The sequence below is a fragment of the Hymenobacter sp. genome (genome assembly GCF_036388155.1).
Taxonomy (GTDB): domain Bacteria; phylum Bacteroidota; class Bacteroidia; order Cytophagales; family Hymenobacteraceae; genus Hymenobacter.
In genome coordinates, this window is sequence record NZ_DASVSI010000048.1 from 1 (window position 1) to 24479 (window position 24479).

Consider the following 24479-nt stretch of genomic DNA (forward strand, 5'->3'; position numbering starts at 1 on the left):
CCACTTGGCGTACGCACTCGGCTTTGAAGGCTGGCGTATATTTCTTGCGGGTGGCGGGCAGGCCGCCAGGATTTAGTTTTTCATGCATGGGCAGTGGAAGATAAGACTTCACACTGTCCGTTTTAGCTAAACCACCTCAAATAGCGGCTTCTCAAAAACGCACGCTTTAGGTACGCTAAGGTTTACTTAGCGTACCTGATCAGCCCGTGATTGCAGGTCATCTTGTCTAACCGGATAGGTAGCGATAAGTAAGAGCCCTGCTCACTCTGGATTCATTCGGCCTGATGCCGGCCTTATTATCCTAGCCGCTTCGCCGAACTCCGGGTGAGTGCACTCCTTATAATATAGGAGTGCACTCACCCGGGGCTACAGGCCGAGCTTTTGGGCGGCGTTGTGCTGGCGGACGTTGTCGAGGCGGGTGTAGCGGCGGATCATGTCGGTGGTCTTGTGCTTGGTTTGGTTCATCACCTCCGCGTCGTCGGCCCCGTTGAGCTTGGCGATGGTCACGAAGGAAGCGCGCAGGGAGTGGGCCGTGTAGGGCGCCCCCAAGCGCAGCTGCACGATCTCGTTTAAACTAAACGTGCTCAGCCGGCGGCGGCTCAGGCGCTGCCCCTTGTGGAAGGAGAGAAACAGCGGCCCGCTCGTGCGCCCGTGCCGGTCCAGCACCGCCAGCCAGTCCTTGACGGCCCGCACCGGGCAGCTGCGCCGGTCGGGCGCATAAAAGATGGCCTTCTCTTCGGCCTCGCCTTTCTGATTGGTTTTGCTGCGGGGCAGCTCGACCACCAGCCCGTCCTCGTCGAAGCGCAGGTGCGCGAGGTCGAGGCTGGCCAGCTCGTCGCGCCGAAACGCCCCGGCCAGGCCGAGCAGCAGCAGGGCCCGGTCGCGCACCCCGTCGAGCCGCTCGGCGTCGATGCCCTGGAGCACGCGCTTAAAGTAGGCGAGCGTGAAGGCCGGCGCCTGCTTTTGGCGCACGCCTTTCTCGCGGCTGATGCCCTCGAGCAAGGTCTTGAGCTGGCGGTCGTCGGTGGGCGTGGGCAGCCCGGCCAGCTGGTGGGCTTTGCTCAGCGCCGCGCAGTGCCGCTGGATGGTCGCCACCTTTTTGCCCGCTTCGGCCAGCGCCGTGACGAAGGCGGCCACGGTGAGCACGTCGGCCGGCAAGGCGGCGCGGCCGTGCTCGCGGCACCAGGCGGAGAACCGCTTCCAGTCGCCGGCGTAGGCGCGCTGCGTGTTGGCCGCGCCCTGCTGGCCGGTGGTGACGTAGCGCGCGCCGGCGGCGGCGTACTCGTCGATGTGGCGGGCCGCGCCGACGGCGGTGGACTCGGGAAATTGAGGCAGGGTTTCCATGGCGGGCGGGATGGCCGACGGCGGGTCGGCGGAAAACGAGAAGAGTCCTACAGCCCCAAAAGTACGCCTAAATTACCCTCGATAAGTAAGCATTATCGAGGGTAATCCTAAGAAAAAACAATCAACATCAATTTTATGCTAAATAATATGCAAAGTTCTAACATGCATCTGAAAAATCCCATTTATTGCCCGAACAAAGCAGGTGTGCCGCGCTCCGATTAAGAATTCTTAATTGGAAGACAAAGCCAAAAGCACACAGAAGTCCGGGCTTGTGGAAGTGAGGGTTTGCCTTGCGCGACTCGGGCGTGGCCCTCGTCTGCTGAGACATACCGGATGCAAATACGCTTACCGTCGGGTTGTTTGCGGTGATTGGGCTGCAGGAGCGTGAGACCATTTCCAAACGCACCAAAGATGCCCCACCGGCCAAGAAGGCACGCGGCGCCGTGCTGGGCACCCCTGCCAATCCAGCACCAAAGGCCATTGCGAAGAGTCAGCTCGTCCGGCAAGAATTTGCGCGCACCAATCTGCATAACCTCCAGGTGGCGCACTTGGGTGCTGCTTCATGAGCGGGAGCACACGCGGCAGCAGATTGCTAGGAGTTGAACCAGGGTGGTTACCGCACCCGAAGGGTCAAGTTATTCTTTCCGATGCCCGTCCAACAATTATTGGATCGTCAACGGCAGCAGCATAGAAGCGCTGCAACTCTGCCGAAACCACCCCAAGAGTGTCCCTTGCCACATCGGTCCAAAAGCAACAACGCCGGTTTATCGACGGACCGGCGTTGTTGCTTTCGGGGGCAAACATATTAAGCAGCGCTTGCTGTTTTGCTACGGCCGGCTTTCGCGCGCGGCGTGCCGTCCTTCTTCCGTCCGTAAGGTGCGTCTGCATCCGGCTCCACAGCTGGTCGGGGGGCCCGCGTCGAGCGCTCTCTCTTCGCGGGCGTGGCGCCGTCCAACAGGGCGTAGACGTTCGCCACCTCTTTGTGGATATTGCCGAGCAATGTTTCGATGCGCGACAATCCTTTGCGAATGTCTTTTTCGTTTTCGGCGGCCGCGGTGGCGCGGTTTAGTAATTTCTGCAGTTCGTTGAAGTTAATGGCCATGATAAGGGAGCGTAAAACAATGCGGTCATCAAGATTACGAATTGGGGAGAAAAGTAGCTCGTATATTTTAAAAGAATGCTTGCCGCCACACCTTTGATTAGAAACGGTTGCCAACTAAAGAATAAAACCTGGGGTCATTCGATTTTACCATTATTTAAATAACTCATGTTTACTTGCTTACTCTGACACGCTGTAACCCAAAATTTATTCGATCGAACACAGCGAAGATTGAGCTGTCTTGCAACGAATCTGTCCGGAACGGATCGCTGCTTAAATGCTGATGAGTTCATCGTCCTGTGAACGCTCATTTACAAAATGTAAAATTGCGTTGGAGTAATATTAGCAGCGTTGATATGTCTCCTTACCTTACTGGTTGACTATGCTTAATAAACACAATAGGTAAAAGCTAGGCTATGCTATGCTATCTATAAGGCCGTTTCCAATATGGAAACAGCCTTTTTTTACCCATAGGACATTATATACGACAAACGCTGGCAATCTTGCCCAAGGAAGAGCTGTAATTATTCTCCCATTTCGATATAGGCCCCAAAAGGTTTGTTCGGAGACGTAAGGTCTTCTTGGATTTAAGGCGTTGTTAGTTCGAGCTACTCATCGGCGTGGTAGTTGTGGAAAGTTGTCTCGTATCATACCTGCATATTCGCTTTTATCAAAGGCAGCTTCGCTCCACACGCTACGAGCAAGAGCAATGTAATTATGAGCTTGTGCCAGAGTCATTGCTAAGTCAGTTAAGACAGTCTGTAAATCAGCAGGCGTCATATTATTTAAATCGAGAGAAGCAGCGAAGCGAACAAGTTTCAGTGTATCTAGAAACTCTTCACGGCGTCGGTTAAGCGGTTTGCGGTCTAATCCATATGCCCGTATGCACGCTTTGCCTCGTACTACACTGTTGCTTACCGATTTAGCAGTAACAACATGTTTGTTAAATTTTAAGTACCTGCTTGGATTTGTATGACCAGGGTCTGATAGTAAAGGTCTTTCGCGGGAAAGTGACTGACCATGGTGCTTAGCACGCAGAGTAGGATTCAGTAACGGAAACCAATTGCGCTTATAGCGGCGATTACAAATTTCACAAGAGAAAAACAAATTATTCCAATCGTAAGCTAACCAGTAATAACCAGGCTTCTCAAGGGGGCCACGTCTGTCCTGCCTTACTCCACCCTTAGGACGAAAATGTTCAACATCCCCGTAGCCAGTTGCGGCAAATTTTGACTCGCAGTAACAGCACTTTTCGTGCTGATCATCTATCAAAGCTTGCTTCACTAGTGTGTCACCATAAATTGCCTGTTTAATTTTAAGTAATTTATTTCTAGGTAACTGACAAGCTGTAGAATTATTTATATAGGTAGCTTTAAGCAATATTAGGTCAGCGTTACCAACTTTAGTGAGTGTACTTGGTACGGTAGAGCGTTTTCTAATGCGTATCATGATTCACTTAATCAAGCATATCCTGTTTACCAATTTTGCGAGCTAATTCTCGCAAGACATCAGCAGCCCGGCGTTCGCTAGAGGATTCGCCTACTGGCTTCCCATGTGTGAAACGATTTAGCACATCCAATTCTTCTCTGTCCTTTGCTGTGGGATTCTTTTTTGCTAATAAATAGTCACGCCTATCCAGGGCCTTTTCAGTATCAAGTGAGTGAGCTGGCACTTCATCAAACAATTCGCTATTAAGTATTTGATCAATTCGCCAAAGCCTAATATCAGGTAAATCACTTACAACAACTGTGTGATTACCCTCGCGTTTTAACAGTACAACGTTTGCTTGAATATCGCCAGCCGCTTGTACAACTAAAGGACTGTGTGCAGTCGCAATGAATTGTGTGTTTTTAAAGATTTCGCTGAGAAACCTTATAAGCTTACGCTGCCAGCTAGGGTGTAAGTGCAAGTCAATCTCGTCAATCAATACGATGGCTGGCTCTTCAAGCGGATTCTTGCTTTTATCGTAGCGTATAAAAAGTTTGCTTGCAAAATCTGTAAGCCAAACGGCTAGGGTTTGGTACCCTAGGCTCATGTCACGCAAACGAACCCAACCGTAGGGAGAAAGAAGTTGAAGTCCTTGCTCTGGATTGCCCCCACTGGATACAGGAGAGACCTTTAAGTCGGTTATGTCATCCAATACCTTAATGAGGGCGTCACGTAGCAAATCAAAGTTTTGTTTAGTTATTCCAGCATCATTCGATTTAAGCCTGTAATCAGCTTGCAAAAACCATTCTTCTGGGTTAAGCAAGTCTGCACGGTCATCAAAAAGGCTAAAGCAATTATCCTTCAGTTCGGAAACTTCACCCAAGGTTGATTTACCGGTGGCACGACCAGCACCATAGCCAAATCCTGCTAAACGTTCTAAGTGTGCTGGAACAGCTTGTGTTGCAGATAAATAACGAAACTTATCTCGTTCTGAATGTCCAGGTACATGAACGGCTGGAAAATCACGACTCCCTAAATCTGGAAATTTATTGATAGAGTTTTCTTCTGAAAATGTGCCAACGTGAGCTTCATAATTTATCGATAATGAATTTTCCCCTTTATTCCGGATTGGCCACCATCTGCTAGACCATTTCCGGAAAGAAGAGTCAAAATAATCAGCTTGTTCTGTGGTTGTATCAAGTGAAGGCATCAGCATGGCCAAGCTCTTCAATACAGTGGTCTTTCCTACTCCGTTGTCACCTAGAATGATTGTCCACTGCGCAGGTTTGCCATCACTGTTTGCAAATGAAATCTTTTGATTTTCACGAAAACTCCGGACGTTTTCTAAACTTAAGGAAAGGAAATATGCCGGAGGAGGAGACGGTTTTTTTTGTGCCATGCTGTCAATAGATGAAATTGATTATCATCTGGTAATCAATGTAAAGCTTAGATATGCTTTTACGAAGCCTCCACTAAAGATGCAAAATCAATCTGCAATTTTTCGAAAAGAACTTGATTGCGCTGCGCCGAATCAGATAATATTTTGTCATATGATACCACTTCAATATATGAGTTGATTTTATCTTTTAATGCGAATAGGCCATTCCCTTCTACCATTGGGGTGAACTCATGCATTTCCTCTATATCCACTCTTAATTCTGGCGTTAAGTCGCAAATCAAGTATGCATAGAATCTGCATGAATTGGATACAATTATTGGCCTTCCATTTGGGTGCTTTGCTTTACCATTCCGTATCTCTCTAATGTACCCTATTAGCTGATTTATAGGATCTTTATCACCAGAGTAATCGGTTCTCATAGCTCTTTTGAACTCAAGTATTACCATGGAGTCATAGGCCGCAAATCGAGATTCCTCTGAATATGCGAAAGGAACGTCAAAGCCATCAACTTGCGCTGGCTCAGATGTGATCTGCTTTCCCACTAATAAATCTGGCTTTGTGCTACTTCTCTTCTTTTTGTCCAGAGACTGGTCTGAAGCAACAAATCTGTGATAAGACAAACGTTCATCGATTAACCACAGGTTTTGCGACAATCCGAGCATATCGTCAGATGACTTCCCTTTAGGAAAAATAAGATTGTGTATTTCTTCTTCCCAAGGGTATTTGCCATCATCTCTTTTTGATAAGACCTTTTCGAAAATATCAAGCAATACACGCCGATGCAATACGTATTCTGATAACTCGGTTTTAGTAATATTGGTTAGTTTCTTAACCAAAGCATCAAAACCTCTCTTGTACTCCTGGAGTGTTTCTGGCGTAGCATTTACATCAGATATATTATCCATTTGAATTTGAACATCAATTACTTCCTTTTTTGTCTGAATTAATATATCATACTTAGCTTTTTGAAGAGCAATATTTAACTTATTCTTGTCCACTAAATGATTTTGTGGTATTGAATCTATGACACTATCATAGTTGAGTATAGGGATAAATTGGGGGAAAAAATCGTAAATAATCTTTTCAATGGTTGCTTTTTTTGCTGCTCTCAAATTATTTATATAATAGCTGAAGTGGTGCTTTACTATTTTTGAGGTTCTGTTCTCAATCTGTTTGAGGGTTATTTCATTAAATATGCTTCCATTCAAATTATCATCATCATCGTTCCCTGTTTTAAGAGAGAATTCAGTTCTTTCATTGTTCACATTCATGTCCAAATATGAACTTGTAACTAATGCCTTGATACAGAATGCTTCTCCAATCTCTATGTCAGTCAGAGCTTGTGTAAGTGTAGGTATGTATTTGCTAAGGGGAGTATTAGTCACTATTCTATCATTTCCGCTCAAATAAATTGAATTAAGGGACTTACTATTAGCTCGAACTTTTAATAAACCTACATTAAATACGAATTTATTCAATTCGAAAGAATCCGCGTCCTTATCGATTAGAAACTCATGGTTAAACCTGTTGTTCAAATCAATTTCAATTGATGGCTCTATACTGGTATCGCGCAGTAATATGGATGGACAATTTTGAGATATTAATCTGATTATTAAGTGCTCAATAATCTGGTCTGCAATGTCGTCTAACTCTCTAGGGAATTTTTCTAAGTAGCCTTCTTTAAGGTGCATAAGAGATACTATTGTACCCCTCGGGGCAGCTCCGGCGCTGCCATCTTTTTCGTTTACGATCGCATCCTTGTGGTTGACAAACTCGAAGTACTTTTTCAGAGATAAATTTCCTTGCATAAATACACTCTCGATAGCTACATGGTCAAAAACCTTTAGCCATGTAAAGCGACCAATTCCTTTTCCTCCTCGAGTTAGCTTATATGTTGAGTCAGAACTCAAGAAGGATGAAAGGTTTTCTTCAATAAAACCAACTCCGTTGTCAGTTACCTTAATGCTATCTATTGGGAGTACAGAGTCTTCTTGTCCGTCGAATAAGCTTTTTCTTCTAATTAACTCAATTAGTATTTTACCATCTTTAATTTTCGCGTCTTCAATACTTTGTATTGAGTTTGATATGGCTTCGAACAAAGCCATTATTCCATCTTTTAGTGGCAATCGAGTGTTGTGAACTTTGCCCACAACATCAGCATTCATTTTAGACATTTCGCTGTCCCTTTAGTAGACAAAATTGGAAAGCTATTAGGCCAACGACGCTTGTTAGGCTAACAACACTGCTCAAAGGTATCTGAAATCCATAGATTCAAAATCAGTCATTCAATAAACAGGATGCTTCACTTGCTAGCGCTTAAAGACTGTTTTTACAGCCAAGCTGTTGTACGTCCGCTGCCTATTTGCAAGTGATTAATGGGATTTGATGCTGGTAAGCAATTTATAGCCTAATCCGTGGTTCATGGCTAACGTCCTGAGTGCTGCCGAATGCCAGCGGGTGACCTTACCCGCATACAACTTGTTTTAATAAGGTTTTCCGAAAGCTCTCTCCATTTCGATAATTCGCTTGTAAAAGGGCACTACTACTCCAAAACGACCTGCAACGTATTGTGACTCATATCTCACAACCGCTGCTGTCCGATGGGCAATATGCGTGGAGCCTTGGCAACAGTAAAGCGTTTTTGCTCGCTGCCGTGACGTTAATTCTGACGAACATTCACCAGTTGGTGCTGGAACTCAGCCACGGCGGCCTGCAGCGCTGCTTCGTCGGGGGCACGCGCTCCGCCGCCCAGCTCTGCGATTCGTCAAATGCCTCCGTCGGCCCCGCCCCTGCTGAGTGGGCCAACTGGTGCGCTTGTTATGCGAGCAAGTGCTGCAAAATTTGCCACAAGCTGGCGGGAGCTGTTGGGAGCTCTCCGCCGCTGCTCGCCACAGTCAAGTCGTCGAAGGCCTTGAATGTCTCAAACGCCTCGGCAATCAGGCGACGGCTGTCGGTTAACATCATTGCGGCAGGTGATTTACGGGGTGAATGGTCGGGGCGAAAAGCTTGTTCGCCGCGAGTCTCCTGGCCGGTGCGAACATACAACCGAAAGGCATTGAGCCTTTGTTCTCCCTCAACGCGTGTAGTGAGAAGTTTGGTGCGCCGCTCATGACCTTCCAATACACCGGCCACAGGGTCAACGGTTGGGCCCTGGATTTCCTGTGAGCCGCAGGCGCATAATGAATGGTGGTCGGGCCTCGAAAGTAGTCCAATAAGGGCCCCCTTACCGACAGAATGCGGAAGATGGGTTCCGAAAAGAACGCCGACGCTGAAGCTCTAGCTATAGCAACCGCGGCATACATTGTATGTGTGAACCAACTGTTTTGCCTGTATTACGGTGTGTTCGCAATAAAAGTCCGTGGTACGCCTAGCTACGGTCCATTCCGGCGCACGCGGTTGGATTTGCTTACGATACGGCTTACCTTCACTCGTCCCGACGTGGGCCTCCCTGTTCCGCTTCAGCACGAATGGGTCCATTAATCTGGGCTCTTTTAATAACGGTCGTTTCGGGCTGAAGCGGCAGGTGGTGAAAATTTAAAGTAGATGTCCTACGAGGACTAAATGCCGAAATAGGCTACCCTTTTTTGGCCTACGCTCACGGGTATTTTGACCGCTCGCATGGCCGTGGTTTCGTCCGCCACGATGGCCCCGACTTCCACGATGGCGCTCTCGCCAGCCGTCGCGTCAGGGTTTCTCAACCCCAAATAGTACAGCTTGCCGGGCGTGAAGGACCGCACCTTGACGGCGCCGGCTTGAATGTTTTCGCGCGACGCCTCCGGGAAGTGCCGAAAGCCGGTTTTGGCTAGGAAAGGCGCTAGGTTTTGTTCGTCCAGCACGTACACATCGCAGTAGCCCGTGCCGGCGGGCTGGGCCAACTGCTCAACCCCTTTGGCCACCACCTGGGCCGCGAAGTCACTTTTTAAGGTCATCAGCGCCGCGATGCGGCTGAGTTCCACCAGCAGGTTGACACCGGCTTTTGCTTGGGCAAGGTCGGCTTCGCTACGCGTCGTGGACACCTTATAGTACCAGCGGACGGTGTTGGCGGGCAAGTGGACGGCGATGGGAACACGAGATTTGCCTCCTTTGAGGGTGGCGTTGCTGCCGCTATTGAGGTAGTAGCTGCTTGCCTCCTGAAGGGTTTCGGCCCGGAACGTACGGCTCACAACAACCGGACGCATTTCCGTGCGGAACAAGGTGTCCGGCTCGGTCCGCCACTCGACATTGCAATTGAAATTGCGCAGCTCCGGGCTGGCGGGAATGCGCTGCAACAACAATCGACACGAACGGTCCATTATGTGGTTGGTGTTGAACTGAAACGCATACACGGCCTTTCGGGGAATGTTGAAGCGAACATTATCCAAATTCTGAAATGCCTGTTTGGAAAACACCACGGCGTTCGTGGCGACGTCGACGACGGCCAGGTTTTGTAATCCCTTCGAATTTTGCGTGTTGAAAGCAAGGACAACTTCATCGCCCGCAGCAAACCCATAATGAACCGTTGGATAGGCGTATGGTTGATTAGGGTGCTGGTTTTGCCACGCGCTTACGGTGAGCAAGCCCGGAACCGAAAAGTTTAGATCGGCCACGGACAAAGGCGATTGCTGACTTTGTGCGTGGGCCCCAGAAAAAACAAAAGCTGCAAGAAAAAGAAGTAGAAAGCGTGGCATAGAAGTAATTAAGTGAACTAGAATAAAGCTTGGCAAGGTAGGCGGAATACGGCTATCTACTCCCCTCTGCTTCTAAACGAAGTCGAACCGTGCTCGCTACGGTTTCTCCCTTGCGCCAAGCGTTTGCCTCGCTGGGGCGCTTGCCTTCCGCGCGGTGATTGTACATGACGTCTTTACCCAAAGACAGTTTTAAAAGACCCAACTGAGCGAGTGGATTTTGGTAAACCCCCTTATTTTTTTGAATGAGAGGTTTGCGAGCCCATTGAATAGCGACCCTTTCTCAAACCAATTGATAAAGCTTGAAGAAAGGACTTACAATTAATATTGTCGAGCCCTTTCGCAGGAACGCTTTTCAAACACCATTAGCTTGGTCAGAATATTTGGCCGCTCCGAGGAGCTAACGGATAAACTGCTTCCAATGCTCTTCGGAAATGATATTAATTCCGCACCCTTTTTCTCGCAATTGAACGGCTTTCTCAATTTTGCGGCCGTGGCTGGTATTGACCCAGTCTCGGCTGGCAAATACGCCGATGACCACGTAGTTAGTGGTCCGCGTGGGCGCCGAGTCCGTGGGCTGTCCCCCCAACGCCGAAATGGTGTCAAACACGGCCGTGCGCGCTCCATACGCGAACTTGCCCGTCACAACAAACTGCTTGTCCTGAAACTCCAAGGGGTGTGGGGCCGGCACGCACAGCGGCAATGTAGTAGAGAGTGTCTGCGCCATCGGCACCGGCTGCTCCGTAAAGCCACAAAGGGCTTCCATCACCGCCTTGAGTTCTTCCCTTTCCTCCGCATCGCAGACGCCATCCGCAAAAATGCGCTCGATGCGCTGAAGAACGTCCGTAAAGGGCCAGACCGGCTCGGATGGCGCGTTCTTGCGCACCCACTCGGCAAAGAAAATGGCTTCGTTTTCGTTGACTTCGCCGTCGGCGAGGATGCCAGTGCAAATGCCGACCAGCTGGTCAACGGCTTTGGCGCCGTTGTTGGCGCGATTGAAGAGCCGCAGGGGCTGGCCGTGGGCATCGCTGGGGGTAAAATTATTTGTCATACGCTTGTAAGTGGTTGAAATAAAAATCAATGATTGGAATACACTCTGCCTCTTAACCTTCCGTCTTTAGATTACCGCGCCTTCGACCACTTTGCGCACCGTGGTCTTCGTGGTTTCGGGGAAATCATTTTTCAGCAGCCACTCGATAAAGCCCGTCTCGGTATTGGTGACCGGTCGGCCGGCGTGCTTGCCAAAGTTCCACACGATGGTCCCCTCCGCGTTGCGTACGAGCTTGCCGGACGGGTCAACGCGCACCACGCGCGGGCGCCCGTGATGGATTCCGTCCCCGAAGTCGCAGAGCCCGCTGGGGCAAAACAACTCTTCCGCCGTGATTTTCTGAGCTTCCCCCACGAAAGCAGTCAGGGGCCCGCTAATCATCGCTTCTAGTAGCTCAAAGGTCACGGTCGTATCGGCTTCGGCCGAATGAGCCAGCGCGTGCTCCCGGTTCAAGTATTGCATCACGGCGGCCGACAAGCTTCGGGGGTTCAAGACGCGGTAGATGTCAAACACGTCGACGATGGCCACGTCCCGACCCGGAAAGTCCAGTTGGACCCGTGCAAACTCCTCGGCCAGCAGCGGCACATCAAAGCGCCTCCCGTTAAAGGTGCACAGATCGCATTCGGACAAGTAAGCATACAGACCCTTGGCAATTTGCTTGAAAACGGGTTGTTCGGCGACGTCGGCGTCGGCAATGCCATGAATGGCCGTGGCCTCCTTGGGAATAAGCCGCTCGGGGTTCAGTTTGCGGGTTTTCACTTCCCGAGTTCCATCCGGGAAAACCTTTAGAATGGATATTTCGACAATCCTGTCAGTCACCGGGTTAGTACCGGTGGTTTCCAGGTCATAAATGGCCAGGGGACGGGTAAGCTTTAGCATGCAGAAGGCAGGTGAAAAGACGTTGGGGGAGATTCGATTAACAGGAGGAAGTAGGACTACCAACAGGGGTTAGAATCATTTAACTCTCCGCTTTTAGGCTCAAGTAGTCGCGATTAATTCGCTGGAGAAGACGGGCCGCAGGTTCTGGACAAAAGCCGCCGTTTCCTCAAAATCAAAGTAGCGCTCTTTCAACACTTCGCTCTGGTAGCAGCTTGGCAGCCAAGCAGCCCACTTGGCAAAGTCCAGCAATCCGGGATTTGCTTGAACAGCCGCCAGCAGGTGCACCTCCACGTCCCGCGCATACAGGCACAATTGTTCCAGCACCTCCACCAAGCGAGCCGGTGGCAGCGTTAAGGTGAAGCTACTCGTGGGCTCGTCGTACTCGTAGGGCACGGACACGTCCAAGGCGTTCAGCAGAAAGACCAGGCTGCGGTTGATCTTGGTGCTGGTGAACGTGTAAAGCACCAGCTTTTCCTCCTTGACCAACACGGGGCGTTGGGTATCGGCGTCCGTGAGGCCAAAGCCGGCGAATTCCTGCCGCAGCTCTCGCAACCCCTGCTGGCTGGCCGCATCCAACTCGGGGTGAGCACTCGCGGCAATCAGCAAGTCGAGCATTTTCTCCCGCACCTTGGCATCGACTATCCCGCCCCCGCCCAGAAAAATGGGCCGCTTGCCGTCGTGGGCGGGCACGACCTCGATTTTCTTGGCCGCCTCGTCCACGTACTTGATCTTCCAAATCTTGGCGGCCAGCAGCACGTTTTCGTTTTCTCGCACCTGCGGGGTGAGCGGAATCTCCCCGATGGTTTTGCCCGCGTGCTGCACTTTGAAGGCGGGCTCGGTTTGGAACACGCTGTAGAAGTCGCGGGAATTGACCGTGAACTCGCCCTCGACCCCGATGATTAACTCGCGTGGCAGGCGCTCCAGCCAATCGATGCGGACTAACTCGGCCAGGATTTCCGTGATCTCCTCGGCGGTGATGGCCGTAAAGGCGGCATTGCCCCGCAGCCGGGCCACCAGCTCGGCTTCGGCGCACCCCGAGAGCTGTTTCGTGATGGACAGGGCCTGGTGTAGAAGCAAATCGTACGGCTTGGTGGCCGTGCCCAGCGGCTCCACAAATCCTTCCTGGTAGAGCAGCCAACAGGCCAGGGACTGCAACAAGCTCCAGGGTTTGGTGGCGTAGAGCAGCAGCTCGCTCTGCTCCCCGGCGCGGCGCCCGCTGCGGCCCACGCGCTGGATAAGCGAGGCGATGGAGTGCGCTGCGTCGACCTGGACGACCTTTTCCACCGACCCGATGTCGATGCCCAGCTCCAGCGTGGACGTGCAGGCAATGCAGAAGGGTTGACGCTGGTTGTTCTTGGCGAAATGCTCCACGTACTCGCGCACTTCCTTGTCCACCGACGAGTGGTGCGAAAAATACTTGTCGTGCCCGCCAACCCGTTCGGCAATCTGGCGCAGCTTCACGGCGATGACTTCCGCCAAGCCCCGGCTGTTGGGAAAGATGAGCACTTTGCTCGTGCTCGTCTGCTTATACAAGTCTTTTAGCAGACTCAAGGGCACGTCGCTACCATCGTCCTTTTCACTGAAGTATCGGAATGAGGTCAGCATGTCCTTGCTCGCCCGGTCGAGCAGCACCTTCGTGCGGTCTTCGTGGCCGGTAAAGCGCTTGGCTTCCGCGTAATCGCCGATGGTGGCCGAGAGCCCCACCACGGAAAACGAACGGGCCGAGGTCGCGCCTTCCAACCGGGCGAGCAGCGACTTTAAATGAATGCCCCGGTCGGTGCCCATAAAGGAGTGGATTTCGTCAATCACCACGTACTGCAAGTGCTCGAACAGCGCGTGCACGCTGTAGGGCGCGTTGACAAACATGGCTTCCAGCGACTCGGGCGTAATGAGCACGATGCCCTCGGGCTGCTGCACTAGCTTCTTTTTCTCGGCGCGGCTCGCTTCCCCGTGCCACTTGGTCACCTTTACATCAAGGTATTTACACAGCTGCTCAATGCGGTGAAATTGGTCGTTGATGAGGGCAATCAGCGGGGAAATGTAGAGCACCCGCACGCCGGGCTGTCGGAAGTCCACCTTGGAGAGAATGGGCAGGAAAGCCGCCTCGGTTTTGCCGGACGCCGTGCGCGAGGCCAGGATGAAGTTGTCGTCGGTGGCCAAGATGTGCTGAATGGCCGCTGCCTGGATGGGGCGCAATGATTCCCAGCGCTGGTCGCGCACGTAGCGGCGGATGGGCTCGGCAAGCAGATCGAAAGACATTTAGAGCACCTCGATGCTGTCGACCAGGTGGTCCACGGCCGACTCATTGGGGCGCTCGTCGCGGATTTCGATGTCGCCGAACAGCTGCTGCTTGTCTAGGCCCGGGTTTTGGCGGAGCAAACTCAGGATGTTGAGAAAATCCCGGATGACTTCGCGCGGCGTCAGAAACTCGCTCGCGCCGGGCTTGTTGAACATCTCTTCCATGAAAGCTTGGATGTCGGCGGCCGTCACGTCGAGCTGGGTCTTGTAGTTGAAATCAAAGATTTCCTTGAGCTTCTGCAGCAGCACGAAGACCTCGTTGTGGGTCAGCGGCAGCAGGCGGATGACGGGCTGGGCAAAGTCGCGCACGCCGGCCGTTTCAAACTTGTTGGTTTCGAGCCGGGACTTCAGGGCCTGGTAGCTGAACAAGCCCCGGCGGTCGTTTTCGAGCACCTCGCGGGTGCCGGCGAAGTTGAGGAAGAAGTTGCTGACCTTGCCCTGGAAGCAGTCGTTGTAGATGGTCAGAATCTTCTCGTAGTTCTTCTCCCGCATCACGGCGGTGGAGATTTTGTAGAGGTTGATGGCCTCGTCCAGGTTGATCATGAACCCGCTGTAGCCCATGCTCACGAACAGCCGGCAGAAGTTCTTGAGCATGTCGTAGTAGTTCAGGTCGTGGATGATTTCCCGCACCCCCAGGTCTTGCCGGGCTTCGGTCTTGGTGCGGTACTCCCCTTTCAGCCACTTCAGGGCGTTGCGCCGCAGCAGGTCGTTGTCGGTTACGTAGCCCTCGTAATACTTGAGCACCACCATGCCGAAGTCGAAGCCGCCCACGTCGGTCAGCTCCTGGATGGTCTGCATGATGCTGGCTTGAATCCGAGGCAGGTGCTGCGGGTCGCGGATGTCGCCCAGCGAAATCCCGTGCTCCTGGGCCGTCTTGGTAATAACCTGCTCGATCCACTTCTCCAGCAGCGTGGCCAGCGCCCCGCCCTCGGGTTTGGTTTGGATGGCGATGTTGTCCATGATGGACGAATAGAGCGCCACGCCCTTGCCGTCGTTGGCGTAGAGGCGGTTGTCGGGCGTGAAGTCGGCGTTGGCCACCACGAACTTCTGCTTCAGGGCCACGGTGTTGAGTAGGTGCAGCATGAAGGACTTGCCCGAGCCGAAGTCGCCAATCCAGAACTTGACCATGCTGTGGCCGTTCTTCACGTCGTCCAGGGCCTTGACGAAGGCTTCAATCTCGGGCGAGCGCCCCACCGTGATGTGCTGCACGCCCACTTTGGGCACGACGCCCCCGAGCAGGGAATTGATGATGGCCGTGGCTTCTTTGGGCTTGACGTTTTCTAACATGGGGCAGCCAGTTGCTGGTAGTAGGGTTCGTAAATGGTGTAAGTGTCGCCGTCTTCTTCGATCAGCACGTCATCCAGGCGCTCATAGCACCGCTCGTTGATGCCGTCTATAAGTTGGTTGCGCAGGGCCCCGTGCTGCTTGGCGAACGTCTCCACGGTTGCTTGTGGCAGCACCAGCCCTTGCCCGCCGAAACAGGCCAGCAGAGCCGATTGCGTGGCGTTCAGGCCCCACGCCGCGGCGAAAGCGCCCCCGGCGGCAGCGGTTGACTCGTTAGGCAACGGAGCCGGCACGGCTAATTGAATTTCATCATCTGAAATTGCTTCGATCGCTGCCTGATCCGGTAGGGCATCAGTCAAAGGCCCGGCGGCTTCTGGCTCGTCCTGCAGGTATTCGTTGAGCAATTCCACCGTTCCCGCGTGCTGGTGCTGCACTTCGCGGATGGCGCCTAGGTTCAGCTCTATTTTCCGCCGTTGACGCGCATACACCGTCGGCACCTGACTCAGGGCCCGGGATAAATCTTTGTCGCGGGTTAACTGGCTAATTAGGGCTTCGAACCGCTGCAAGTGCTCGGGCTGCGGAAACAGGCTTTTCTGAATCGTCTTGGCCAGGGGCTTGCTGTTGACGGTGACCGAGTTCAGGTCGTGATGCACGTATTGCACGTAAAAGCGCAACGCTTCCTCCCGGTCGTACTTGGCCACGAGCTTGGACGCGTCGAAGAAGATGTGCTCGAGGGCGGGGTTGCGGGCGTTGCGCCGCCCCAGTTGGTTTACCCCCTCGACGAATTCCCGGGTGGTGGCGGCGCTGAGTTGGGCGGCCAGGTGGTCGAGCTGCTGCTTCCAACGGGCGACGTTCTGCAGGTTCAATGCCACTTCCGTGGCTTCGTCGGGGGCCCCGATGGTCGCCACCAAATTCGGCAACAGCGCGTCTAAGGGTTCCCCCAACTGCTGTTCTACCACCTCTGCCAGGGCCCCATCCAGCCCCGAGAACTCCGCCGCCAACTTCCGTTTGTTGCCGTAGGCCTCGCGCACCACGTTCTCGCAGCGTCGAAAAAACGTCAAGTAAATGGAGTCTTCGATTTGCTCCCGCAGGTACCGCTCGTCGTACTCGCCCCACCCGTACCCGTAGGGGTTCGGCAGCGCTTTGCGCAGCCGCAGGCTCTCCTGTTGGCTCTGCGCCACCACTTGCGCCAACGACGCGCCCGTGCGCAGCAGCTCTGCTTGCAGTAGGGGCAAGGCCCGCAGGTAGAGCTCCATCGTCGCGGCGCAGCAGCCTTCGATGGCCACAAACACGTTGTGCGGCGGCCAAAACTTGTCCAGCCACTCCACCTGTTGCGCGGTCAACCCCAGTTTTTTGCGATATTTCGTGCCCAGCCTGGGCAGGTAGTAGCCGTAGTCGGGCGCCGGGTAGTCGGGGCTCCCGGCGGATGGCGTCGGGCGAACTGGCTCGGTTGCCGAAACCAGTGTCTGCCCGCGCAAGGGCACGTCTTGTCCGGTCACGTCAATAACGGCGGCATCCGGTTTTGGAGCAACGAGTGCGGGGGCTGACACGGAAACGAGCGGGGAAGTCGGGAAAACCGGGGGCGTTTGGCTGGGGGTTGTCACCTCCATCGGTGCGGTGGGCGGTGCAATAATTGGTCGAGGGGCCATTGGTGACGACGGTTGGGGAAGACCGACCGCGAGAAGCCGTTTTTTCGGTCCTACAACCCACGTGGTCAGGAGGGCCAGCGGCCATAAAAAGAAGGCGAATAGCCCCCAGCCCAACATGGAACGCCCCCGATTGCGCGCACGCACAAGGCAGACCATAATTGTACAAAACCAGAATACGACAATAGCTTCTGATGACATCAGAGTAGGGATAGCTATACTAAGTAATAAAAATGAGTCCCAAGCTACGCAAGCGGAAGTTAATGCTGAAGCAATGTAGCTTAGCACGTTGCTCATCATGTAGTAAAGTCCTAACGGAAGCAGGATTAGTTATATGTTCAAGGGGCCTCAAGGAGCAGTAGAGAAGTGGCCAAGCCCGCCTTAGGTAGCTAACTGGGCCACTTCCCTACTGCTGGGGCTGAAGGCTGCCTTGCCGGGCCTCCGCCTCTAGCAGGCCTACCTGCTGCAACGAGGGCATGTCACGCTGCATCCTAGGGGTTTGGTCCGGAGTTGACGGTGAAGGTGACGCTGCCACCACGTTCAGCAGCGCCACCCTCAACAATTCGAGCTTGCGTCGCCTTGGTGCACCCGGAGAACCGCACTCGATCCTGTCAGGCAAGGGCTGCCAGCACAGCAATTTGGCACCCTTACACAGACCATGTGGTAGAGAAACGGTTCACTGAAAGATTGAGACTTGACACTGGTCACATGCAGGCACTGAAGGTGGTTGAGGGTCTCCCCCACCCCTTCCCAACAGAAGCGGCCCAGACCTCATTGAAGCCCCACATCGAAGCGCCTCTGTTGGATATTGGCGAACAGCCATTAAAACTGTAACCGCCCGTCAGTATCTCTTTCGCGCGGACAGTGCTGCTGAATATTTACCTCAAGTAGCTAGGACTGAAAGTGTGCAAGACCCCACTGTTTGCAGATAGGCATGTGCACCTGATAACAGCTTTTTGATGCGTTGATACGCTTCTATTTGAGTTCCTGAGTGGTTAGTTGTCTTTAAGCCCGGCTGCACAATCACAATGTCCACCGTAAGGTTGGGATTATTGATTCCGGTCAGGATGTCACGCAGCTTATCGAGTGATCCTTTTCTCACTCTATCACCTGTGTCACCCTCTTTATTCCGGTAAATCAAGCGGTTAAGCAAAAGCTTTTTGTTCGTCCATACCGCTGATTTTACTGCTTGGCCGCAGACCTCGTAGAGGTCATCAACCGAGCATCGGGGCTCATCTCCGCTTTGCTTTTTGCAGTGAAAAAACTTTATGCTGTCGTGGCGAAAGGCTAGTATATCGGCCACCTCCAGTGAAGCGTGGTCGTAGTAAACTACATCGTAGTCTGGCATTACCATTTGTTCGATGTACTCATGAATCGAAAGCCTGGTGTCGCCAGCCAAAGCATTTGCGACCACCTCATCCGCCGTATAGAACTCCCTATTAACGTTCACATGCAAACCTGCCCAACCTAGGGTCTGTATTGCGCTTTCGGGAATGAGGTCAAGACTTGGGTTAAAATCCATCAGCGTGCGTCCCACGAGCTTGGACCAATCTTCAAAGTAGAAATTGATGGGTGCATCGGTAAGCAAACTGAACAGGCTTTTTTGACGAAGCACGTTGTTGCCTCTGGTCTCGTGTAGTTTGCACAAGGAGGAGTCGAGGTAGTAAAAAGCGATGTCGGGCTTAATGCGGTAGCCTATTTTGGCAGAAGCGTGGCCTCGCTGCACACAAAAAACGAGTTGGCTGGTGGTGCACTCCTCGCGGCAAATGCTGATTTCGCAGGCCACGAGCAAGGCCTCTTCAACTACTTCATCTTCTGCATCTAAAAAGGCAACCCGCGTTTCCCGGTTGTAAATGGACCCGTCCCAATCCGCCGCCACCAGCGCGTTATCGGCATTGATGGGAAACTCGCGGATGTCCCGGCCACAATCAAGCTCGGTGAGGGGTGATTTCAGGTTGTCCATCTCCGCATCCGAAATTTTGCGGCTCAGTTTATTGAGCCAATCGAGCAGTTCCGGGACCTTGCCATCTATAATGGACCACACCTTCGAACTCGTGCTGATGCCGAGCAACATCTCTTGACTCAGCACCGAATCAAAACCAGCCCCAAAAGAATGACCCCGGGTGTAATTGAAAGCATCCGCCTGGGTGAGCAATTCCTGGGTGCTGCCGCCCAAAAGTTGGCGGTAAGACTCGTTGCTTCCTTTGGCCTTGCGGCTACGCATGCCGATGTTATAAAATTTGCAGCCCTCCCAGCCTGCCAAAATTCGCTTGAGCATTGGCAGGGAAAGAATTTCAGCAAACGCTAACTGGTCAACCACATAACTGGCGGCCAACTCTTTGTACAGCTCGTTGTCCTTTAGGGACGAGCAGACGTACAGCAGGTTGGTTGGTTTGTCGTAGTAAACTAGCAGCAGGCTATTCTTGACGTCTTTGAGGTTGTCGTCCACGCCGTACCACGCGGGCGTAATCAGTTCGCCCAGCACAAAAATTGCGAGTCGGTATTCAGTGCTCACGTGATGGTGCCGTAGAATCACGCGGCTCATATTCGCGAGCCCGTTAAAATTTGGCACGACGTTCAAATCAACCAAATCGGGTGCTTCTTCGTCCTCGTCTACTTCCGCAACGCTTTTGGGAATTAGCCGGTAAATCTTGGTGTGGAAAAAGGGACGCAGTTCTGAGTTTTCAAGCAACAGCGCTTCTTCTGTGTCGACTACGTAAGAGTCATCCGGTGGGGTGACTTCCTCCAGGGTGTCGAAGAAGCGCTGCTCTTCTTCCGTGCGGTCGGTTCTCGCACGATGCAATTCAGGCAAAATAGCGGCCCAGTCCCGGGTGTCTTTGAATAACTGAATTTTATCAATCTCAAAATCGTGGGTGCTCGCGATGACCCGTGCGATTTTTGCTGCTTCTACATTGGTCCGGCTGATTCGGCCAACAAACTGAAGCGTGATGGCTAACGATTTGTGCGGGGCATGAATCGCTGCTATTTTCAAGAGCGGGAAATCGTAGCCTTCTCCCATCATGTCCACGCAAATTACCCCATCAGCTTCGCCTTGTTCTAGTTTTTCCATGCGCTTATCTATGGTGGCTTGGGCGAGCTTGCTATAGATGAGCACCAACTTGAGGTTGGTTTGGGAGTCGTAGAGTTGCTTTAGCTGTTCCGCACGGGGACGCGAATCGGTGCGGATGATGATTTTATGACCGTACTGTTTATGGTCTTCGAATACCTTTTCGGTTTTTTGAGCTATGGCCAAGTCCCTCGCAGCAGGCTCCTGAATCCCGGCCGTTTCCACCGGCACATATTCGATTTTACTGAATTGGCCGCGCTCGTAAGCTAATTTCAATGGATAATTGTACACCAAACGGGCCTTCAGGTCTTTTTTGTCATTTCGGAAGGCCGTTGCGGTGACCAGTATTCGCTTGGCTGGCGAGAAATGGTTCAGCAAGTAGGCCCACGATTTAGCCCGGCTATGATGTGCCTCATCAACCAGAACCACCCCAAAGGCATTAGATTCCAGCACCTGCGGCAGTTCTTCTATTTGGTTAAAGGTGTTAGGGATGCCTACCACCACGTCATGGTTTTCCAGAATCTCGTCCCATTCTGCTTTGCTGTGAACGACACTTTTCAGTTCGTAGACGCGCGGCTCTGGAGCATCGGGGCTTAACACTTCATTGTCCAACAAGTCTTTGCGCAACTTAAAGTGCTTGACGATTTGCTTCCGCACCATCTGGCTGGGGGTCACAACCAGCACTTTGCTAGCACGGAGCGCATAACAGGCCGCTATCATAACCGCCGTTTTACCCGTCCCCGTTGGCATGCTTACAAGCGCGGCGTCGTCTCGAACACTAAAATGGGCTAAGATGGCTCCGACCGCTCCTAATTGGTTTTCTCGTAAGCCCTTTTGCAGAATTGTATCTCCTACTTTGATCTGCTCTTTAAGCCAAAAATGTTGATATGCGTCCGAAAATACTGACATAAGAGGTTGATTTAAAGCCAAGAAACATGGTATTGTGTAACTGCGATAAGAGGTTATCAATCAACTAGCAGTATTAGAAATAAAACCGCTTAAATATTTCATGTATGTCTAATATTTTTATTTATAACACTATAAATGTATTTGATAGTGACAAGCCCCGCCAATTACTTGACGGGGCTTGTCTTCAAAAGCACAAGCTTTTGAGATACTATGCGTACTGGATTAGGGTCCAAGTCGTAGCAACATTGCCTGCAGGCGGCATCCGATTGCCTTTAGCAATCGGAGCCGTCGTGCCATTGCTGCTAGCTTTCCAAACCCCACTTTCGGGGCAATCGGAACCAGTGCGCACAGTCGTACCAATAGGATGACGTGACATAATTAATTATTTAGGTAACCTACTTCTTAAGGCATCGGCTAAACTTCCTCAAGGCGTTATTCTATTTGTTTTGTAGTGGTATTGTATGCACGTATTACACTATCAAAACACAATATGGCCAACTCCCTAACCGGCCATTGATTGTAACCGGGGCGTGTTATTTTAATGGCGTGGCTGAGAAAATGCTCATCCCCACTTTCGCCACATAAGAAGGAGCTTCCGTTTTGAGCTTGAAGTGCGCCGAGCCGTGGGGCCGCACGTATTCGAATACGGAATAGCTTTTGGTCTCCAATTCGGTGTCCGTGGCCGAATACCACGTCACGGTCAGCACCGGATCTTTAAATTTGGCCATCGTAGCCTGGTTGGTTATATCGCCTTCCAGCACCAATTGATTGATGAAATTGCGGCGGTACGTGCCTTCCACGGTTAGGTACTCCTCGGGAGACGTTCGCTCCCGCTCGAGCAATTCGGCTCGCAATTCCTCGGCGGTCTTCGGCCGTTCTACCGCGGTCGTTAGATAGTCGACGCGGTCGTAGGACTCGGCGTGGGTGCAAGCGGCTATCAGGGGCAAAAGCAATAAAAAGGGTAACAGTTTTCGCATAGTTTAGCTAAAGCAAAAATTTAAGATGAACAGACTGCCTGCCCCGCATCGGCTACCATAGCCACCGTCTTGCGGTATTCCTGAGCTTGGGCCTCGTGCAGAAAGGCAATCTCCCCGTGGTTGGCCAGCACCGCCTCAGCGATTTCCGGCAGCGTGACGCGGAAGAATTCCTTGCGCTCGTTGATGCGGTTCACCCGGCGTTGATGAAAGAGCCGGTGCAATGTGTTTTCCAGCTTTGGGGCGTCGTCGCAGTAAATGATGGCGTGCACGTCGAAATGGAACGGCACGGACGCGTCGCCCAATTCTTTCACGCGATCTAGTGGGTCGAGGCGGCGGGTCATGCCGATTTTGTACACGTCCTCGCCGAACGAGCCGATGTTGGAAATGACGTACACGTGGCCCGAGCGCGTGAGCTGCGCTTGCGAAATGGCCCGCTGCTTGTTCTGCTGGGCCAGGCTCAGCTGCCCCTGCAAAGCCTCGATTTGCGCCAGCAGCTTCTGCTGAGCCTCGCCGGTGGCCTTTTGCACTTCCTGCTCGGCCTTGCGCAGGGCGTCAGCGTAATGTTTCTCCTCCTTTTCCGCATCAAGCTTGGCCTTCTCCAATTCCCGCTGGGCCAGTTCCTCCTCGCGCATCTGCTCGCGCACCTGCCGCTGCACTTCCTTTTCCTCCTGCAGCTTTTCCTGCACTTCGTGGATGAGGTAGAGCTCGCGCAGGCGCAGGTTCAGGTAGGTGGCGGCGATGCTGCTGTGCTGGGACTTGCTGATTTTGTTGATGACCTCGTAGGATTTGCGGATCCGGGTTTCCATCACCCCCACGTTGTTGAACTTGACCCGGGCCATAGCCGCGTCGCACTCCCCGTTGAAGGCCCGCAGAATCAGCTTGAGGTACTGGGCCGTTTGCTTGCGCCCTTCTGCCACGCTGCCGTTCACTTGCCATTCGATGGAGCAGGTGGCGGCCGTACCCGCGGTGATGAGGTTCTTCTGGGCCGTGCGCGTGTACTCCAGTTTCTGCTGGTATTCCACGGAGGTCACAAAGTCGAACCGGGGCTTGTAGAAGCCGAAGGATTGCAAGTTGGCTTGCTCGTCCAGGGCCGAGAATTCAACCTGCAACTCGTCGATGCGCTGCTGTAAAGATTGTTGCTCGGCCTGTTGCGCTTCATGTTGCTCGGCCAACCCGGCAATAACCTGCGTTAGGCGCTGGCGGCTTTCGGTTAATTCTTGGGTGACTCGGGTGCGCTCAGCAGCGGCCGCTTCAACGATTCGGCGGCCCTCCGCTTCGGCGTCTACGACCGGCCGGAAACGCTCTTCCAAGGACTTCTGCTGCGCACGGGCAGCCTCCGCTTCCTGACGTGCGGCGTCGCGTTCGGCGGCGTGTCGCTGAGCTTTCTTCCAACACCAATACCCCGCCGCGGCCAGCGCCAGGCAGAGCAGGGCCAGTATGAAGGTAGTTGTCACGCGGGCCTAGGCTAGGAGTTTTGCTTTGCGCACCAGGTACTCTTCTTCCGTCAACGCCCCTTTTTCCTTCAGGCTAAACAAGCGTTCCAGCTCATCGGTCAAACTCGTCGGCGGGGCAACGACCGGAGCCTGGGTCGTCCGCGTCATGGTCGCGGGGGCTACGACGGGTGCCGAATGTTGATAGGCGACGTGCTGCATGGCCGCCGCTAGCTGATTGTTATTCAGGGCGGCCAGGTACTCGCGGTTGTACTGCAGGTTGAAGGCCTCATCCGACATGGTGAGGAACTTGATGAAATGGTAGAGCGCGATGAACGAGGGGATCAGCGTCCAGCAAAACAGCAGGCTCGCGACGCCGGCCCCGACCCGTCCCAAGTAAAAGTACTGACCGCCGAAAGCGCCCAAAAAGAAGGCTAGAAGCGCGGCAGTGGTTCGATTGCGCATGTTAGCCTTTGTTTTTAATGAGGATCACCTCAATGATGGTGCGGCTTTCCTGCTCGTCCAGGGCCAAGGCTTGGGCCAGCTGTTCCAGCATAACCTGTTCGGCCGCTCCCACGATGCCGTCGGCGGCGGCGAAGTCCACGCAGTTGGCGAACAGCGTCGCCCGCAAGTCCTGCGGTACGTGAGGCGCGGCGAGGGTTACGGTTTCTTTCCGAGCACCCAGGGAAATGACCTTGGGGGCGATGCGGCGGTACAGGTCCAGCACGTTCACCCCGCGAAAGAGCGCTTTCTGCTGGGTCAGGACGACCAGCGCATTGATTTCGTCGTCGTCGACGTTGCCATCGGCCGACATGCAGGCGTAGAGGATGGCGAAAAAAGCCTCGCGCGGCTCGGTAAAGGGATTGTTTTGCACGGCACTGCCGGCAAACATTTTGTCAAAAAGACCCATGGGTGGGATGAGGTGCAGAAAATGAAAAGATGAGTGTTTTCGGCGGCGGACTGGCCCTGACGAGTACCTCCCGAGCATTGGGGCCGGAAGCCAGCCC

At 53.0% G+C, this 24479-nt stretch carries 17 protein-coding genes; all 17 read right to left on the minus strand.

Features of this window, described 5'->3' with window-relative positions; genetic code table 11:
* Positions 1-366 precede the first annotated feature (366 nt).
* Positions 367-1344 (minus strand): site-specific integrase, encoded by a 978-nt coding sequence (locus VF629_RS06990; protein WP_331057745.1) that lies wholly within the window; start codon positions 1342-1344, stop codon positions 367-369.
* Between the two features lie 805 nt (positions 1345-2149).
* Complete coding sequence (locus VF629_RS06995; protein WP_331057746.1) at positions 2150-2446, minus strand: hypothetical protein; 297 nt, start codon at positions 2444-2446, stop codon at positions 2150-2152.
* A gap of 609 nt (positions 2447-3055) precedes the next feature.
* Complete coding sequence (locus VF629_RS07000) at positions 3056-3892, minus strand: hypothetical protein (RefSeq protein ID WP_331057747.1); 837 nt, start codon at positions 3890-3892, stop codon at positions 3056-3058.
* A gap of 7 nt (positions 3893-3899) precedes the next feature.
* Positions 3900-5270, minus strand: coding sequence for an AAA family ATPase (locus tag VF629_RS07005; RefSeq protein ID WP_331057748.1), 1371 nt, complete (start codon positions 5268-5270; stop codon positions 3900-3902).
* Between the two features lie 59 nt (positions 5271-5329).
* Entirely contained in the window at positions 5330-7444 is a 2115-nt protein-coding gene (locus VF629_RS07010) for a hypothetical protein (protein WP_331057749.1), read from the minus strand.
* Positions 7445-8087: 643 nt separating this feature from the next.
* Positions 8088-8402, minus strand: a complete 315-nt coding sequence (locus VF629_RS07015) for a hypothetical protein (RefSeq protein WP_331057750.1) — start codon at positions 8400-8402, stop codon at positions 8088-8090.
* Positions 8403-8827: 425 nt separating this feature from the next.
* The gene (locus VF629_RS07020) at positions 8828-9937 is read right to left on the minus strand and encodes a hypothetical protein (protein ID WP_331057751.1); all 1110 of its coding nucleotides are present in this window, start codon (positions 9935-9937) and stop codon (positions 8828-8830) included.
* A gap of 397 nt (positions 9938-10334) precedes the next feature.
* Positions 10335-11015, minus strand: a complete 681-nt coding sequence (locus VF629_RS07025; protein WP_331057752.1) for a BRCT domain-containing protein — start codon at positions 11013-11015, stop codon at positions 10335-10337.
* A gap of 36 nt (positions 11016-11051) precedes the next feature.
* The gene (locus VF629_RS07030) at positions 11052-11861 is read right to left on the minus strand and encodes a 3'-5' exonuclease (protein WP_331057753.1); all 810 of its coding nucleotides are present in this window, start codon (positions 11859-11861) and stop codon (positions 11052-11054) included.
* 99 nt (positions 11862-11960) lie between these two features.
* The gene (locus VF629_RS07035; RefSeq protein WP_331057754.1) at positions 11961-14120 is read right to left on the minus strand and encodes a DEAD/DEAH box helicase; all 2160 of its coding nucleotides are present in this window, start codon (positions 14118-14120) and stop codon (positions 11961-11963) included.
* Positions 14121-15446, minus strand: coding sequence for an ATP-binding protein (locus tag VF629_RS07040; RefSeq protein WP_331057755.1), 1326 nt, complete (start codon positions 15444-15446; stop codon positions 14121-14123).
* Positions 15440-16993 (minus strand): tellurite resistance TerB C-terminal domain-containing protein, encoded by a 1554-nt coding sequence (locus tag VF629_RS07045; RefSeq protein ID WP_331057756.1) that lies wholly within the window; start codon positions 16991-16993, stop codon positions 15440-15442. Before VF629_RS07045 ends, VF629_RS07040 begins: the two co-directional genes overlap by 7 nt.
* 979 nt (positions 16994-17972) lie before the next feature.
* Complete coding sequence (locus tag VF629_RS07050) at positions 17973-21065, minus strand: DEAD/DEAH box helicase (protein ID WP_331057757.1); 3093 nt, start codon at positions 21063-21065, stop codon at positions 17973-17975.
* Positions 21066-21598: 533 nt separating this feature from the next.
* Positions 21599-22012, minus strand: a complete 414-nt coding sequence (locus tag VF629_RS07055) for a hypothetical protein (protein WP_331057758.1) — start codon at positions 22010-22012, stop codon at positions 21599-21601.
* A gap of 50 nt (positions 22013-22062) precedes the next feature.
* Positions 22063-23496, minus strand: coding sequence for a DUF4041 domain-containing protein (locus VF629_RS07060; RefSeq protein WP_331057759.1), 1434 nt, complete (start codon positions 23494-23496; stop codon positions 22063-22065).
* Between the two features lie 6 nt (positions 23497-23502).
* Positions 23503-23937, minus strand: a complete 435-nt coding sequence (locus VF629_RS07065) for an NINE protein (protein WP_331057760.1) — start codon at positions 23935-23937, stop codon at positions 23503-23505.
* Between the two features lies 1 nt (position 23938).
* Positions 23939-24382 carry a tellurite resistance TerB family protein gene (locus tag VF629_RS07070; RefSeq protein WP_331057761.1) on the minus strand — a complete coding sequence of 148 codons (444 nt, stop codon included), beginning with the start codon at positions 24380-24382 and terminating at the stop codon, positions 23939-23941.
* Between the last annotated feature and the right edge of the window lie 97 nt (positions 24383-24479).